Here is a 16161-nt window from a genome sequence, read left to right as displayed (position 1 = left end):
CCCTTGAGCTGATGTGAAGCCCAAGGCAGATCGCCGAACGCTTAACTCAGGCTAACCCTGCCCTCATGCGATTTGGGGAATACATCAGCATCCCTTGCCGATTCACAGTTCCCCCGCATGGAACGGTCAGGCGCGTGCGCGACGCGGTCGGCTGCGGAGGGCGCGGCGAAAGGGAGAGGTGAGGCTGCGCGGGCGAGATCTCGGCGCATTCGCGCTCTCGAGGGCGTCACGGGCGGCATCCAGCGACTCGAACGAGCCGAGGTCGTCACCGCGCTGGTCGCGGGCGACATGCGCGGTGCCGTCGAATTCGACGAACCCGGCGAACTCGCCGCCGCGGGTCGCGACGTGCACATCTGTGTCGGCCTGTTTCCAGGTCAACGGATCGGAAGGAGGAAAAGTGGTCGTGCTCATGGTGATACTCATTGCTGTGTGACGGGCACGCGTTGTCGCGACCCGCAAGATGTGAGATCGAAGGCGGATGCCGCGCGCATCGATGCGCTTGGTCCGTAATGGCCCTGATCAGTGGCTCCGTGGTGGCCTAGAGGGCGGCCAGAACTCACGTTGCTCCATCAGTCTAGCAGGTCGGCGCCGCGCACGCGGGCCTCCGCCTCAGCGGGCTTCCACACGCGCCGTGGATGACCGGACGATCCAGCCACGATCCAGCGCCCCTCGGGCTCCGGCTGCGGGGCCTCAGCGGCTTTCGAGCCGTCCGACTCCTCCCCCGCATCCCACGCCTCGCGGATGATCTGCCTCGGGTCGTACCGCCGAGGATCCACGGCGGTCCATTCCTGGCGGATGCTCGCCACTCCGGCCTCCTGCTCGGCTCGCCGCGCCGCCTCGCCGACGGTGAGCGTCACCCGGTGGACGAGGGCGCCGAGACGGCCCGCATACTCCGGCAGTCGCCGAGGACCGATGATCACGGCTGCGATCAGCGCGACGAGGAACAGCTTCTCGATCGTGAGTCCGAACATCGTCATGCCTCCGTTGTGCCGACGGCCGACTCCCCGACCCTGCGATCATGCAGCCATGCGAGCAGCAGGGCGATCAGGAACAGCAGGGTCATGGGAATCGCGATCAGGAACATCGACAGCACGTCGGCCGCGGGGGTCACGACCGCACTGAAGAGGACGATCGCGACGACGACGAGACGCCAGCTCCGCGCGATCGCCGCCGCCGACACGACACCGAGCAGGTTGAGCATCACGACGAACACCGGGAGCACGAAGGCGACCCCGGTCGCGAGCACGATCTTGAGGATGAAGTCGACGTAGTACGACGCCTGCAGCAGCGTGCTGTCCTCGGTCGAGGCGAAGCTCGCGAGCAGCTCGACCATGTGGGGGAAGAGAAGGAAGCCCATCAGGCATCCGCCGATGAACAGGGGAACGGATGCCGCCAGGAAGCCGAACGTGTACCTCTTCTCTCTGGTGGTCAGACCCGGAGCGAGGAACGCGAGCAGCTCGTGCATCCAGACGGGACTCGACAGCGCGACACCGGCGAAGAGCGCGATCTTGAGCCGAAGGTCGAAAGCCCCGGTGATGCTGTCGTAGTTGAGGCTCGCATCGCGCGATTCGGCGAGCGCACTGATCGGTGCTCGCACGACCTCGAGGATCTGGTCCGAGAGGAGATACCCGGCGACCACCCCGGTCAGGAGCGCCGCCGTCGCACGGAACGAGCGCGTGCGCGCCTCCCGCAGGTGCGAGGACAGCGGCATCCGGGCCAGGGCGGGCGCGGTGCTCGCCTCGACGGCATCAGCGGCGAGCGAGGACACGGTTTACTCCGCGGGCCGCAGGACGGGCTGCGGGAGGTCTGCGGACTCCCGAGCGTCGACACGGTCCCGGCCCCTCGGCGTCGGCTCGACCCGTGCCTCGTTCGAAGGCTCGGCGACCTCCGATCTGAGGATGCGCATCGACTGGCCGACGCTCTTGGCGAGGGCGGGGAGCTTCGCGGCGCCGAAGACGAGGACGACGATCGCGAGGATGATCAGGGCGTGCCACCCTGTGAGGTTCTGGAGCATGGTCTCTGTTCTTTCGCATGGAGGGGTTGTCGGGGTTCGGGTTCAGTCGGACGGCGGCTCGCCGCCACCACCGGGGCCGCCCGCGCCGTCCGACGGCGCGGAGCCTGCGCTGGGCGTCGTGGCCGTGTCGACGCCGACCACGAGCGTCGCGGTGTATCCGCTGCCGCCGCCGGTGACAGTGGCCAGCTGAAGGGCCCCGGAGTCGTCGCCGAAGACGTTGTCGCCGGAGAGGCTCGTCTGCGACAGGTTCTGCGTCGAGCCCGGGTAGCGGGAATCGGCGTAGACGGTGGCGCAGACATCTTCGGGCAGTGCCAGCTGGGACGTGGCGATGGCGTTGGCCGAGTCGGTGATCGAGGCGAGGTCGGGGTAGACCTCGAAGTGGATGTGCGGCCAGCGGCCCGAGTAGCAGCCGGGGAAGATCGACGTGAACGAGACCTTCCCCTCGGCATCCGCCACCTGCACTCCACGGAGGTAGGTGACATCCTCGAGCCCCGACGAGTACATCGAGTACTCCCCCTCAGCCGTGCAGTGCCATGCGTACACCGCGACGCCCTCGAAGGGGACGCTGCCGTTCGCGAGGTCGACCACCTGGAACTCGAAGGTCAGCGGGATGCCGTCGGCTGTCGCCGACCCGTCGATCGACGTCGTGATGTCCTGTCGCACGATGCCCGAATCCTCGAGGACGTCCGGTCCGTTCGATCCGTCTCCGGGGTAGGGACCTGCGGTCTCGTCGGGGATCTCGCCGGCCGCTGTCGCGGTCGACGATCCGGACGTCGTCCCCGTATCGCTCGTCGATGTCGACTCGCTCGTGCTGCCGCTGCCCGACGGGGCGCACGCGGCGAGCACCATCGCGCCCACCCCGAGTCCGGCGAGTCCGAGAATGCCGCGGCGCGTCACCAGGGTGCGGATGTCGAAGGCAGCGCCCTGATCCACGACCTCCTCATCGGCACGGTCGAGCAGCCGCCCCTCGTAGGTCGGGCCCTCAGGGGTCTGTACGGGTTCGGGAATGCGGCTCATGATCGTGCTCCTCTCGATGTGGATGGGTGTCGATGTACCCATGGTCACGGAGGAGACGATCAGCGAGCTATGCCGCGTCTATGCAGAATCTATGGCTCTCGACGCACCGGCGGATGGAGGACGAGGACGACCACGATCACCACGAGAACGAGGGCGCTGACCGCCACGGGGATAGGCAGCACGGCGTCGAGGAGGACGACAGCCGCACCGACCGGCACGACGGTGTTCACCACCCTGTCGGCGTTCTCGCGGATCGCGATCCACCAGACGCCGAGCAGGAAGATCGCGATCGGGATGGTCACGGTGAACGACGCCTGGATGGTGGAGAGATGGCTCTCCCCTATCAGGACGTCGAGTTCGACCTCGATGCCCGCCGAGAAGGCAGCGGCCGCGGCGAAGACGAGATAGTGCGTGTACCCGTAGCGGAGCGAGCGTCCGAACGTCGTGATCGCCCTGTGGTGCGGCGCCCAGAAGTAGATCCACCAGAGAGATGCGGTCACGACCAGGGTCAGCACGGAGATCGAGATGAGAGGGACGAAGGAGTCGAGTTCGTTCTTCGCGTCGATGATCGCATTGGCGGAGGCGAGGAGGCTCTCGCCGAGCACGATCAGGGTGAACAGCCCGTAGCGCTCGGTGATGTGATGGGGATGCCAGGGCGTCTGCCTGCGGTGCTCGGCGAACACGGGCACGCTGACCTCGACGAGAGCGAAGATCACGAAGGCCACGAGCTGGAGGGGGCCCGACGGGATGAGCAGGAAGAGCACCCAGAGCACCTGCACACCGGCGATCCCGATGGCGTACCGACGCGCGGCGGCCTTGAGATCTCCCGCACCGCGGGACGCCCGGAGCCACTGCGCGATCATGGCCACACGCATGACGATGTAGCCGATCACCGGGACGGTGAAGTCCCCCTCCTCGAACGCCGCAGGGATGCCGGCAGCGAGCACGAGCACCCCGCCCATCTGGATGATGGTGGTGACGCGATACAACCAGTCGTCTGTGTCGAAGGAGGTGGCGAACCAGGTGAAGTTCATCCACGCCCACCACACCGCGAAGAACACCATCGCGTAGGAGGTGATTCCGTGAACGAAGTCGCCGTGGCTCAGCGCGTGGTGCAGCTGGGCCGAGGCGATGCTCACCGCGACGACGAAGACGAGATCGAAGAACAGCTCGAGCGTGCTGGCCGTGCGATGAGGCTGAGCCGGATCCCTCGGCAGCATGCGGCTGAGACGGAATCGAGGCGCTGAAGTGGTGGTCACGCGGTCAGAATATCGGGGCCATTCTCCGACTAAGCAGATGTACCGGAATACAGGTTGATCCACTCCCGTGAATTATCTTCCCCTGAACGTTTGGTTCCGCTAGAGTGAACGAAGTCTGCAGTGCCTGCTGCCAGCACCACCGTGTGGGACGGTGACCGCAACCCGTGATGTGGGATCACGGATGCAGCAGGACCCGAGGGGTCGGGAACGCAGACGATGCCATGGACGTGGGGTCCGTGGTCTGGGGAATATCTGGGGATAACTATGGCGCACTGGGGAATTCTGCGTACATTCACGGCTCAAGGGGCCTCGGCATGACTTCCGTCGAGGATGCTCTGAGCATCACTCGCGCGGGTTCGGTCTTCACGCCGGTCTCTGCTCCGCGAGCCGCGAAGTCGGTCACGCGTACGGTGGTCACACCGCGCGTGTCCGCAACGCTGGAGCGACGCCGCCAGTGGGAGCGGCGTTATCGGATGCGGCTGCGGATCACGGATGCTGGGGTCATCCTGTTCGCGGTCGGAATCACAGCAGCGGTCCAGGTGATGACCGGTGTCGTAGGGGAAGAGGCCCTGCGCAACGGCATTCTGCTGGCCACGCTCTGGTATCTGATGCTCGGCGCGCTGCACACCCGTGACGCAGCGCTGTTCCGCGCCAGCGCCACCGAGTACCGCGGTGTGGCACACGCGAGTGGATTGGCGTTCGGGATCATCGCCATGCTCAGCGTCGTGCTCGGCTGGCAGACGATGCAGCTCGTGCTGCTCGTCGGCCTGCCGCTCGGTGTCCTCACACTGCTCGTCACGCGCTGGGCGTGGCGGCACTGGCTGACGGCGCAGCGTGCGCGAGGTCGTTTCGCCTCGCGCACGCTCGTCGTCGGCAACCGCGACGACGTCGAGTACGTCATCCGCACCCTGCACCCGATCGGCGCCTCCGGGTACCAGGTGGTGGGCGCGACGCTGCTCGACGGCAACGCGCGAGATGTCGAAGCACGCGGCGAGCAGTTCCCGGTGCTCGGCAACGTCAACTCCGTCTCCACCGTGGCTGCCGAACTGGGCGCCGACACGATCATCGTCGCAAGCCGCCCAGACGGCGAGCCCGACTTCGTGAAGCACCTCAGCTGGCAGCTCGAGGGCACCGCCGCAGAGCTCGTGCTCTCGAGCCGCCTCACCGATGTCGCGGGCCCGCGCATCTCCTTCGCTCCTGTCGAAGGTCTTCCGCTGATCCAGGTGCAGATCCCCTCGTACGAGGGCGGTCAGCACGTGCTGAAGCGCGCACTCGACATCGCCGTCGCGTCCGTCGCTCTCATCCCGATCGCACTCATCACGCCGATCCTCGCGCTCCTCGTCAAGCTGGACTCGCCCGGACCGCTGTTCTTCTCGCAGGAGCGCGTCGGTCGCGACGGTCGCACCTTCAAGATCATGAAGTTCCGCTCGATGAAGACCGACGCCGAGCAGCAGCTCGCGACGCTCAAGGAGCAGAACCAGGGAGCGGGCCTGCTGTTCAAGATGAAGGACGACCCCCGCGTCACGCGGGTGGGCAGGATCCTGCGCAAGCTGTCTCTCGACGAGCTGCCGCAGTTCTGGAACGTCCTCATCGGCGACATGAGCGTCGTGGGTCCGCGCCCGCCGCTGCCCACCGAGGTCACCGCCTACGACGGCACCGTGTTCCGTCGGCTCTACATCAAGCCGGGCATCACAGGCCTGTGGCAGGTCTCCGGGCGCAGCGATCTCTCGTGGGACGAGAGCGTTCGCCTCGACCTGCGCTACGTCGAGAACTGGTCGGTCATGAACGACCTGCAGATCATGTGGCGCACCGCCAAGGTCATGGTCCAGCCCAGCGGGGCATACTAGGTACAGAACACTGTGGTTCGGTCTGCCGGGGAGGCGGATGCAGGGCCGTGATGCAGTGAAATGGGTGCGGGAGCACCCGACATGAGGGGGAAATCACCGTGCCATCAACCGTTCGGATACTTGGCACCCACGGCGTTCCTGCCGCCTATGGCGGCTTCGAGACGGCGGCCGAGAACGTCGGTCTGTATCTTCGCGATCAGGGGTGGAACGTCATCGTCTACTGCCAGCTCCCGGGCGAGGGTCCGACCACGGTCGACGACTGGAACGGTCTCCAGCGCGTGCTCGTGCACGAGCCACGTGAAGGCTGGAAGGGCACGTCGGCATTCGACCTGACCACGATCCGTCACGCGATGCGCGAGCACATCGACGGCGACGTCTGGCTGACCTTCGGCTACAACACCGGTGTCTTCGACGTCATCCCGCGGCTTCGGCGGATCCCCAACGTCATCAACATGGACGGCATGGAGTGGACACGCAAGCGCTGGGGCATCGTCAAGCAGGGAATCCTGCTGGCGAACGAGCGTCTCGCCGGCTGGGTCGGCGATGTGCTGATCGCCGACCACCCCGTGATCGCGACGTATCTGCGGCGCCACTTCGGCACGCGGCGCGTTCAGACCATCACCTATGGCGCCCACGAGGTCGTCGATGCTCCGACCGCACCCGTCGAGGAACTCGGCCTCGTGCCCGGCAGGTATGCGACCGTCGTCTGCCGACCGATCCCCGAGAACTCCGTTCTCGAGATCGTGCAGGCGTGGTCGGCCACCTCACGGGGAATGCCGTTGGTGGTCGTCGGCCCCTACGGCGAGGACGACCCTTACCACGCGGCTGTGCGGGCGGCGGCATCCGATGAGGTGCTCTTCCCCGGTGCCATCTTCGAGCCGGAGCGGATGCGGTCGCTCCGCTTCCACTCCGCTCTCTATCTGCACGGTCACACTGTCGGTGGGACCAACCCCTCGCTCGTCGAGGCCATGGCCGCGGGCAACCCCGTGATCGCTCACGACAACTCTTACAACACCTGGGTCGCAGGACCCGACAACGCCTACTTCACCGGAGCCGACGATCTCGCCGGCCTGCTCGACGACGTGCTCTCCGATGACAGCAGACGGCAGCGCATGGGCGCCGCCAGCCGCGACAGGTTCCACGCGGAATTCACCTGGACCAAGATCGGCGCCGAGTACGAGAAGGCGCTACGGACGGCACTCGCGCGACGAGGCCACACGCATCAGCAGACAGGGGTAAACGCATGATCGATGTCGCGGTAGTCGGACTGGGGAAGATGGGACTGTCCCACCTGTCGATGATCAAGGCCCACCCAGACGTGAATCTCGTCGGAGTGTGCGATGCGACGGGGTACCTTCTCGACATCCTCGCGAAGTACACGGGGGTCACGACATACAAGGACCTCGACAAGATGCTCGACGAGGCTCGTCCGCAGGCAATCATCATCGCGACGCCGACGCACCTGCACGCCGGCATGATCCGGCGGGCGCTCGAACGCGGCATCCACGTGTTCTGCGAGAAGCCTCTGGTCATCGACCCCGCTGACAGCATCGAGCTCACCGCACTCGCCGAGCAGAAGGGTCTGGTCACACAGGTCGGTTACCACAATCGGTTCGTCGGCGCCTTCCGCGAAGTCAAGCGACTCCTCGACCTCGACGCGATCGGCACCGTGAACACCGCGCTCGCCGAGGCGTACGGCCCCGTCGTGCTCAAGCCCGCCGGGCGCACCTGGCGAAGCGAGCGAGCGACCGGTGGAGGGTGCCTCTACGACTACGCGGCGCATCCGCTCAACCTCCTCACCTGGTACCTGGGCACACCGGAGTCGGTGAGCGGCAGTCAGCTGACGAGCATCTTCTCCGCCCAGATCGACGACGCTGTCGCGAGCACTCTGCACTACCCCGACGGCACGGCGCAGATCATCTCCAACTGGTCTGACGAGTCGCAGCGCAAGATGACCACCAAGATCACGCTGTGGGGCACCAACGGTCGCATCTACGCAGACCGCCAGGAGATCCACGTCTACCTGCGAGACACGGCGACGATCCCCGAGGGATACCGTGTCGGTTGGAACGTCCGATACACCACCGAGCTCACCGAGGCACCGTGGTTCTATCTGCGCGGCGAGGAATACAGCGCCCAGCTCGACTCGTTCGTGCAGCGTGCGCAGGCCGGTGCGTCCGCCGGCACGAACGACTTCGCGTCGGCCGCGGTCACCGACAGGGTGATCTCCATGATCAGCGAGGACGCGGTGCGCGAGGACTCGCGCCTCACGTCTGACGCAGCATCCGATCTCGCAGTGAACACCGCACCGAAGGGGCGCATCGCGGCGGCATTGACCGCGCTGCGCGGAGGGAAATGACCATGACGACAACCACTCGAACGATGGACCGGCTGCTGTTCGGTGACAACCAGTTCTTCGGCGTCAATCACATGTCAGAAGAGAAGGCACGGGCGCAGCAGATGCGCTTCCAGGACACAGACGCCATCATGAGCGTCCTCGACGCCGCGTACGACGAGGGTGTCCACACCTTCATGTGCACCACTCACGACCGGATCGCCGAGGTGACGGACCACGTCCGCGCGCACCCCGATCGTTACTCGGACATGACCTTCTTCCCGTGTATGCCGTATGCGCACAAGTACGCCAATGCGGTGACGGAAGACGGCTTCCTCGGCGCAATCCGCAAGTTCCTCCCGGAGGAGGGACTCCTCGACAGCATCGCTCGCGGCACCTCCTCGCTCGCCCGCAAAGACATCGAGGGCGTGACGACGCTGCTCATCGACGCCGAGATGAAGATGTTCGAGGGCCTCGACACCCCCGTCATCTGGCTTCAGAACGTGGTCGTCGATCTGCTCTCGGGACTGGGCTTCACCGACGCGTTCCGCATCTTCGCCGATCACGTGCGCAAGCGCTACAACGCGGAACCCGGGTTCATCACGATGAACCTGCCTCGCCTGCTCGACGACCTCGACAAGGCCGGCGTCGAGAACCCGATCGTGTGCTCGAACATCAACAAGCTCGGCTTCCGTATGTCCGGGGGCGTCGACGCGTACCGCGAGGCGATGGACAAGCGCCCGTTCCGCGCGGTCGCGATGTCGGTGTATGCCAGCGGTGCCATCCCGCCGCGGGAGGCCATCGAATGGGTGACCTCGCTACCGAATCTCGAGTCGATCGTCTTCGGCGCATCGAGCAGGGCGAACATCGCGTCGACAGTGAGTCTGGTCGACGAATACTGGCCGCAGCGCTGACATGCCCACCGGTGATCCCAACGTCGTCCTGATCGCGAACCCCGGTGCCGACCTCTACGGCTCCGATCGGATGGTGCTCGAGACCGTGCGGGCTCTCGTAGGTGCGGGGCGACGAGTCGTCGTCACCGTGCCGGCTTCGGGACCTCTCGTGCCGCTGCTCACGCAGGCGGGTGCCGAGGTGGTCGAATGCTCGACTCCCATCGTGCGCAAGGGCCTGTTGAGTCCGCGCGGGCTGATCAGCCTGTTCGTCACCGCTCTGAGGTCGATCGGACCGGGCCTCCGACTGATCCGGCGCGTCGACCCCGGCGCCGTGATCGTGAACACGATCACTCCCCCGCTGTGGATCGCCCTGGCCCGGTGGAGCCGCCGGCTGACCGTGTGCCATGTCCATGAGGGTGAAGGCTCCGTGTCGGGCATCCTGCGACGCGCGCTCTATCTTCCACTCGTGTTCAGCCATCGGGTGATCGCGAACAGCGATTTCACAAGGCGTGTCCTCGCCGAGGCCGCGCCTCGGGTGCGCTCGCGCACTGTGGTGGTGCACAATGCCGTTCCGGGGCCGCCAGAGGTCGTGCCACCGCGTTCGTCCCTCGTCGCGCCGACCCGCCTTCTGTACGTCGGTCGTCTCTCTCACCGCAAGGGTGTGCATGTCGCGGTCGATGCGCTCGACATCCTCGTCCGCGGTCGCCGGGACGCCCGCCTCGACATCGTCGGAGCCGTCTTCCCGGGCAACGAGTCCTACCTCGAGGAGCTGCACGCTCGCATCGAGCAGCGCGGACTCGGCGAGCGCGTATCCTTCCTCGGCTTCAAGGCCTCCGTGTGGGACGACCTGGCCCGCACAGATCTCTCGCTCGTCACCTCTTTGGTCGACGAGACGTTCGGGAACACCGCTGTCGAGGCCGCGCTGTCCGCGCGCCCCGCAGTCGTGAGCAGGGTCGGGGGTCTGCCCGAGGCTGTCAGCGCCTCGCAGAGCGCCACGCTCGTCACCCCCGGCGACGCCGCCGAACTGGCTGCGACCATCGCCGCGAAGATCGACGACTGGCCCGCGCAGGCTCGGCTCGCACTGGCGGATTCCGTCGCCGTTGCTGAGGCGTTCTCGACTGCGCGCTATTCGGACGGCATCCTGGCCGCGCTTGCGCTGAAGGTCTAGCGAACGCTATCCACAGGTCTCTTGTCCCCCATCCGGTGGACATGATATGATCTCGCCACTGGGGATAGTGTCATTTGGGGATGACACAAGCTGACCGATCCGTTCTGAACGGATCGATGTCGGCAACCCTGATTGGGGAATCTGGGGATCGACAATCATGATGATTGCGCGTACAAGCATGTCCATCGCGACCCTCGCGCTCTGCGTGAGCCTGGTCGCTTGCACCGGCAGCAGCGAGGCACCGAGCGGCGGAGGGCCGTCGGCGAATCCGTCGGCGACGTCCGCTTCGGATCCGACCGCGGGCGCCGTAGCACCGAGCGAGTCCGACGGGCCGTCTCCGGACGAACCGGTCGCGAAGATCGAGAGGGCGGGCCAGTCGGGCGACCCGAGCGTGAAGGCGGATCCCGCCCGCACCTCGGATGCGGTGTCCTATGACGACGGCGTGAGCGTCGCGATCGACGATGTCACGTTCGCAGCCGAGACGGCGCAGGGCCCCGGGAGCTTCCCGGACCGCGAGTACGCCCGCCTGACGATCACGATCGACAACGGCTCCTCGCAGGCGATCGACCTCGGCACCTCCGTGCTGACATTGCTCGACGCTAACGGCGCGACCGCCGTGCGCGTATACGCCGCAGAGGCTGAGACCGTCGACCTCGCCGGTGTCCTGGCAGCCGGAGAGAGCGCCACCGCCGCGTACGCCTTCGCCGTTCCCGCCGATGCGCGCGACGAGGTCACGCTGGTCGTCGACTTCGACGGCGACCATACATCCGCAATCTTCCGCGGAGGGCTCGACTGACATGTCATCACTGAGCCCGCGCGCCACCACTCGACTCGACCGCATCTCAGAACGAGGAACTTCCATGACACGCACCGCCCGCGGAGCAGATCGTCTCCGTCGCGTGATCGCCGCGATCGCCACCGCGGCCACGGCGCTCGCCATGATCGCTTTCATCGCGATGCCGACCGAGTCGGCATCCGCTGACACCCCCGGCCAGCCCGACACCGTCACCGCCGACGTCCTGCCGACGTGGCAGATCAACGGCGTCGTATGGAGCCAGGCGGTCGCCGGGAACACCGTGTACGTCACGGGCAGCTTCACCAAGGCGCGTCCGCCGGGGGTCGCCGTCGGCGGCCCCGGCGAGATCGACGCGAACAACGTGTTCGCCTTCGACATCACCACCGGCAACCCGGTGCCCAACTTCAACCATGCCTTCGACGGCCAGGGCCTCGTCGTGCGGGTCACCCCCGACGGCAAGACGGTCTACTTCGGCGGCGACTTCACCGCTGTCGACGGACAGGCTCGCGCGCATGTGGCCTCGTTCGACGTCGCAACGGGTGCGATGCTCGATTGGGCACCGCGCGCTGACGGACAGGTACGCGGTTTCGCGTTCGCCGGTGACACGGTCTACGTCGGCGGCAACTTCCGCTCCAGCGGGGGGCAACCGCGCAGCGAGCTGGCCGCCTGGAGCAGCACGACCAAGGCGATCCTCCCGTGGGCTCCGTCTGCCGCCGGCGACGGATTCGTCTGGGACATGCTGATGAGTCCCGACGCGTCCCGCGTCATCATCGGAGGCTCCTTCACGACGCTCAACGGCGCGTCCGCCTACGGCATGGCATCGATCGACGCCGCGTCGGGCACCGCCCTTCCGTGGGCCGCGACCGACAAGATCAAGACGGCCGGCCTCAATGGCGCGATCTCGAGCCTCAGCACTGACGGCACCCAGGTCTACGGGACGGGCTATGCCTTCGGCGCTGGAGCGTCGTTCGAGGGAACATTCGCTGCGGACCCGTACACGGGCTCGATCAACTGGGTCAACGACTGCCTCGGCGACACCTACGGCTCGTTCCCCAGGGACGGGGTGCTGTACTCCGTCTCGCACAAACACGACTGCAGTGTGGTCGGAGCGTTCGGCGACACGAACCCGCGTTCACGCTGGACCAAGGCCATCGCCGAGAGCACGACACCCACGGGCGTCATCACCAAGAAGGACGCCTACGGCTGGGACTTCACCGGACTCCCGTACACCGAGCAGCTGAACTGGTACCCCGACCTCGAGTTCGGCACCTACACCAGCTCTCGCCAGGCGGCCTGGTCAGTGACCGGCAACGCGAACTACGTGGTGCTCGGCGGCGAGTTCCCGAAGGTGAACAACGTCGCTCAGCAGGGGCTCGTCCGCTTCGGCAAGACGAGCGTCTCGCCGCACGCGGTCGGCCCGGTGTACAACGCGGGCCTCACACCGGCTCCGTACTCGAACGAGTCCGGCGTCGTGCGCGTGCCGTTCACCAGTGTCTGGGATCGTGACAACGCCACGATCACGTACGACGTCTTCCGCAGCCCGTCGGTGAAGATCGCGACCTTCACGCGCAGCGACGGCCGCTTCTGGAACCTCCCGGACCTCAGCATCACCGACACCGGGCAGGCGCCCGGAGCGCAGGTGCGCTACCAGGTCAGGGCCAAGGACGCAGACGGCAACGTCCAGTGGAGCGCGTGGTCGCCCTACGTCACCGTGTCGAGCACGCCGACCGCTGCATACCGCGCGGCAGTGCGAGCGAGCGGAGCCGAGCATTACTGGCGCCTCGATGAGACCACGGGAACCCGCCTCAAGGACGACATCGGAAACGCAGCGGGCACTGCGACAGGCCTCACGCTCGGCTCGAGCGGCGCGATGACGAACGACACGAACGCGGCCATCACCTCCGCGGGCGGCAGCTCACCGAAGATGACGACGCAGGACGTCAACGCCGCGCCCGCCGCAGTCACCGTCGAAGCCTGGGTGAAGACCACGAACACCAGGGGCGGACGAATCGTCGGCTTCGGCGACTCGGCCACCGGCACCTCGACCTCGGGCACCACCGATCGCGTGCTCTACCTCGACGCCTCGGGGCGAGCGAACTTCGCGATCAACGACGGCTCCTACCGCACGATCTACAGCCGGACCGCCGTGAACGACGGCAACTGGCACCACATCGTGGGTACCGTCGGCAGTGAGGGGATGCAGCTCTTCGTCGACGGCAAGCGCGTCGACCGCGACCAGGCCAGAACCTCGCCGAGGATCTACGACGGGTATTGGCGCATCGGCGCCGACCAGACCAACGGCTTCACCAACAAGCCGACCAACGCGGGACTCGCGGGAACGATCGACGACGTCGCCGTGTATCCGGCGGCCCTGAGCCCGTCGGACATCCAGTCGCACTACCTCGCGAGCGGGCGTTCCGCAGCCTGGACCTCGACTCCGACGGATGTCTACGGCGCCGCCGTATCCACGGACAAGCCTGACCTGTTCTGGCGTCTCAACGAGACCGTTGCGGGAAGCATCGTCGATTCGGCGACCGGCGGCACGACCGGAAACCTCTCCGGCACCGTGACCCGGGGGCAGGCATCCGCGATCGGGGCCGGCACGGCGACCACGTTCAACGGGACGAGCGCGCTCGTCGTCGCTCAGGAGGCTTGGACGGCGCCGAGCACCTACAGCGCCGAGCTGTGGTTCAAGACGACGTCGACCAGGGGTGGGACCCTGATCGGGTTCGGGAACACGACCAGCGGACTGAGCTCGTCGTACGACCGTCACGTGGTGATGCAGAGTGACGGCAAGATCCAGTTCGGAAGCGGGCAGCCGCAGACGACGCTCGTGACCCCCACGGCTTACAACGACGGGCAGTGGCACCATGTGGTGGCCACTCAGGGCACCGGCGGCATGAAACTGTGGTTGGACACGCAGCTGGTGGGCAGCAACTCGATGGCAGGGGCTGAGAACTACCGCGGCTACTGGCGCATCGGCGCGGACCGCACCTGGGGAAGCACACTCAGCAACTACATCGCCGGCACACTCGACGAGGTCGCCGTGTACCCCACCGCTCTCTCTGAGCAGCGGGTGCGCGATCACTTCGCCGCAAGCGGCCGGACAGTGCCAGGACGTGCCCCGGTGGCAGCGTTCACATCTGCGGCGAACAAGCTGAACATCGCGGTCGATGCCAGCACCTCCACCGACGCTGACGGGGGCCCGCTCGTCTACGCCTGGAACTTCGGTGACGGCACCCTGGCGGACGGGCCGACGGCGTCGCACACCTTCGCCGCTGGCGGAACGTACACGATCACGCTCAAGGTGACGGACAGCACATCGTTGGTCAACACCCTCACGCGCGCCGTGACGGTCGCTCCGAACCAGGTCCCGACGGCAGTCGTCACCACGAACGCGGATCACCTCGACGTCGCCTTCGACGGGTCGGCATCGACGGATCCTGATGGCACGATCGCCTCGTACGCCTGGGACTTCGGCGACGGCGGGACAGGCACCGGGGCGACCGCGTCGCACAGCTACACGACGGCGGGCACATTCACCGCAACGCTCACCGTCACCGACGACAGCGGCGCCACGGCGACCGCGACTCGCACGGTGACGACGACGCTGGCGCCGAACCAGGATCCGACGGCCGCCTTCACGACGGCGACCGACATGCTCCGGATCTCGACCGACGCGTCCACGTCGGCGGACCCGGACGGCACCATCGAGTCGTACGCCTGGCAGTTCGGAGACGGTGCGACCGCGACCGGAGCCACCGCGGAGCACACGTACGCGAATGCCGGCACCTACACGGTGACGCTCACGACGACCGACAACAGAGGGGGTACCTCGACGGTCACGCACGACGTCACCGTCGCGCAGAACCAGGCACCGACCGCGGCCTTCACCACGTCGGTCGCGAACCTCACCGCCTCCGTGAACGCCTCCGGCTCCGCGGATGCCGACGGTACCGTCGCCTCCTACGCCTGGGACTTCGGAGACGGCACCTCGGGCTCGGGTTCGACAGCCACGCACGCCTACGCTGCCGGGGGCACGTACACCGTGACTTTGACGGTGACGGATGATCGAGGCGCCACTGCCACCACAACGAACGCGGTCACGGTGGCGGCTCCGCAGGTATGGGCGCAGGACGCCTTCACGCGCACGGCGACCAACGGCTGGGGCACCGCGACGACGACGGGCGGCCCATGGACCATGTTCCCGAGCAGCGCGACGGCCCTCAGCAAGTTCGCAGTCAACGGCACGGGCGGCACGGTCACGCTGTCCGCCGGCAACAACTACTCGGCATCGCTCGCCGGCTCCACGCCGTCGACGAACACCGAGGAGCGGTTCACCGTGGCGTTCAACCAGCCGTCGACCGGCGGCGGCTTCTACTTCTCGGCTCTGGGCCGTCAGATCGACAGTGGCAACGACTACCGCGCGAAGTTCCGTGTAGCCTCCACGGGCGTCGTGTCGCTGTGGCTGACGAAGACGATCGGCGGGGTCGAGACGGTCCTGTCGTCTACGACGATCCCCGGTCTCTCGGTCACCACCGCAGATCAGCTGAGCGTCAGACTGCAGGTCACCGGAACGAACCCGACCACGTTGAAGGCGAAGGTGTGGCGCACGTCGGCCACCGAACCCACCGCGTGGGCACTCACTGCCACGGATGCGACGGCGTCTCTGCAGACCGGCGGCTACGTCGGAGTGAACAGCTACCTGTCGGGGAGCGCGACGGCAGTGCCGGTCGTGTACACCTACGACGACTTCTGGTCCGGCCCGGCTCAGTAGGGGAGGCAAAGAGGCCGGGGTGCTCACGCACCCCGGCCTCTTACATGAGTACCGC

The 16161-nt window shown here is 66.8% G+C and carries 13 protein-coding genes; 7 read left to right on the top strand and 6 right to left on the bottom strand.

Going from position 1 to position 16161, the window contains the following annotated elements; translation table 11 throughout:
* Positions 1-126: 126 nt before the first annotated feature.
* The 6 genes from LQZ85_RS12800 to LQZ85_RS12775 all read right to left on the bottom strand — a co-directional run bounded on the left by LQZ85_RS12800 (position 127) and on the right by LQZ85_RS12775 (position 4251).
* Positions 127-411, bottom strand: coding sequence for a hypothetical protein (locus LQZ85_RS12800; RefSeq protein WP_150115151.1), 285 nt, complete (start codon positions 409-411; stop codon positions 127-129).
* A 158-nt stretch (positions 412-569) separates the two neighbouring features.
* Positions 570-977: a twin-arginine translocase TatA/TatE family subunit gene (locus LQZ85_RS12795; protein WP_230100970.1), complete on the bottom strand. Its 408-nt coding sequence runs from the start codon at positions 975-977 to the stop codon at positions 570-572.
* Positions 974-1768: a twin-arginine translocase subunit TatC gene (tatC, locus tag LQZ85_RS12790; protein WP_315985299.1), complete on the bottom strand. Its 795-nt coding sequence runs from the start codon at positions 1766-1768 to the stop codon at positions 974-976. The genes LQZ85_RS12795 and tatC overlap by 4 nt, the downstream gene beginning before the upstream one ends.
* Before the next feature lie 3 nt (positions 1769-1771).
* A complete protein-coding gene (locus tag LQZ85_RS12785; protein WP_056276723.1) occupies positions 1772-2014 on the bottom strand; it encodes a twin-arginine translocase TatA/TatE family subunit in 243 nt (80 codons plus the stop codon).
* A gap of 42 nt (positions 2015-2056) precedes the next feature.
* Positions 2057-3031, bottom strand: a complete 975-nt coding sequence (locus LQZ85_RS12780) for an intradiol ring-cleavage dioxygenase (protein WP_230100969.1) — start codon at positions 3029-3031, stop codon at positions 2057-2059.
* 89 nt (positions 3032-3120) lie between these two features.
* Positions 3121-4251 (bottom strand): low temperature requirement protein A, encoded by a 1131-nt coding sequence (locus LQZ85_RS12775; RefSeq protein ID WP_056276717.1) that lies wholly within the window; start codon positions 4249-4251, stop codon positions 3121-3123.
* A 353-nt stretch (positions 4252-4604) separates the two neighbouring features.
* Between LQZ85_RS12775 and LQZ85_RS12770 the strand changes: the two genes are divergently transcribed.
* The 7 genes from LQZ85_RS12770 to LQZ85_RS12740 all read left to right on the top strand — a co-directional run bounded on the left by LQZ85_RS12770 (position 4605) and on the right by LQZ85_RS12740 (position 16106).
* A complete protein-coding gene (locus LQZ85_RS12770; protein ID WP_230100968.1) occupies positions 4605-6137 on the top strand; it encodes a sugar transferase in 1533 nt (510 codons plus the stop codon).
* A gap of 98 nt (positions 6138-6235) precedes the next feature.
* Positions 6236-7384, top strand: coding sequence for a DUF1972 domain-containing protein (locus tag LQZ85_RS12765; protein WP_230100967.1), 1149 nt, complete (start codon positions 6236-6238; stop codon positions 7382-7384).
* Positions 7381-8496 carry a Gfo/Idh/MocA family oxidoreductase gene (locus tag LQZ85_RS12760; protein WP_053098702.1) on the top strand — a complete coding sequence of 372 codons (1116 nt, stop codon included), beginning with the start codon at positions 7381-7383 and terminating at the stop codon, positions 8494-8496. The genes LQZ85_RS12765 and LQZ85_RS12760 overlap by 4 nt, the downstream gene beginning before the upstream one ends.
* Before the next feature lie 2 nt (positions 8497-8498).
* A complete protein-coding gene (locus tag LQZ85_RS12755; RefSeq protein WP_200955152.1) occupies positions 8499-9386 on the top strand; it encodes a hypothetical protein in 888 nt (295 codons plus the stop codon).
* 1 nt (position 9387) lies between these two features.
* Positions 9388-10533 carry a glycosyltransferase family 4 protein gene (locus tag LQZ85_RS12750; protein ID WP_230100965.1) on the top strand — a complete coding sequence of 382 codons (1146 nt, stop codon included), beginning with the start codon at positions 9388-9390 and terminating at the stop codon, positions 10531-10533.
* A 178-nt stretch (positions 10534-10711) separates the two neighbouring features.
* The gene (locus LQZ85_RS12745; RefSeq protein ID WP_056276703.1) at positions 10712-11329 is read left to right on the top strand and encodes a DUF4352 domain-containing protein; all 618 of its coding nucleotides are present in this window, start codon (positions 10712-10714) and stop codon (positions 11327-11329) included.
* 64 nt (positions 11330-11393) lie between these two features.
* Positions 11394-16106 carry a PKD domain-containing protein gene (locus tag LQZ85_RS12740; protein WP_056276700.1) on the top strand — a complete coding sequence of 1571 codons (4713 nt, stop codon included), beginning with the start codon at positions 11394-11396 and terminating at the stop codon, positions 16104-16106.
* Positions 16107-16161: the final 55 nt, after the last annotated feature.

Origin of the sequence: Microbacterium sp. Bi98 (assembly GCF_918698045.1) — a bacterium.
Taxonomy (GTDB): Bacteria; Actinomycetota; Actinomycetes; order Actinomycetales; family Microbacteriaceae; genus Microbacterium.
This window is presented reverse-complemented; position numbering and strand designations above follow the sequence as displayed.

What these genes read in the sequence shown, in the direction of transcription:
- LQZ85_RS12755 (WP_200955152.1), top strand. Translation starts at nt 8,499, where the DNA reads ATGACGACAACCACTCGAACGATGGACCGGCTGCTGTTCGGTGACAAC.
- LQZ85_RS12800 (WP_150115151.1), bottom strand. Translation starts at nt 411, where the DNA reads ATGAGCACGACCACTTTTCCTCCTTCCGATCCGTTGACCTGGAAACAG.
- LQZ85_RS12795 (WP_230100970.1), bottom strand. Translation starts at nt 977, where the DNA reads ATGACGATGTTCGGACTCACGATCGAGAAGCTGTTCCTCGTCGCGCTG.
- LQZ85_RS12780 (WP_230100969.1), bottom strand. Translation starts at nt 3,031, where the DNA reads ATGAGCCGCATTCCCGAACCCGTACAGACCCCTGAGGGCCCGACCTAC.
- LQZ85_RS12750 (WP_230100965.1), top strand. Translation starts at nt 9,388, where the DNA reads ATGCCCACCGGTGATCCCAACGTCGTCCTGATCGCGAACCCCGGTGCC.
- LQZ85_RS12785 (WP_056276723.1), bottom strand. Translation starts at nt 2,014, where the DNA reads ATGCTCCAGAACCTCACAGGGTGGCACGCCCTGATCATCCTCGCGATC.
- LQZ85_RS12740 (WP_056276700.1), top strand. Translation starts at nt 11,394, where the DNA reads ATGACACGCACCGCCCGCGGAGCAGATCGTCTCCGTCGCGTGATCGCC.
- LQZ85_RS12770 (WP_230100968.1), top strand. Translation starts at nt 4,605, where the DNA reads ATGACTTCCGTCGAGGATGCTCTGAGCATCACTCGCGCGGGTTCGGTC.
- LQZ85_RS12745 (WP_056276703.1), top strand. Translation starts at nt 10,712, where the DNA reads ATGTCCATCGCGACCCTCGCGCTCTGCGTGAGCCTGGTCGCTTGCACC.
- LQZ85_RS12760 (WP_053098702.1), top strand. Translation starts at nt 7,381, where the DNA reads ATGATCGATGTCGCGGTAGTCGGACTGGGGAAGATGGGACTGTCCCAC.
- LQZ85_RS12775 (WP_056276717.1), bottom strand. Translation starts at nt 4,251, where the DNA reads ATGCTGCCGAGGGATCCGGCTCAGCCTCATCGCACGGCCAGCACGCTC.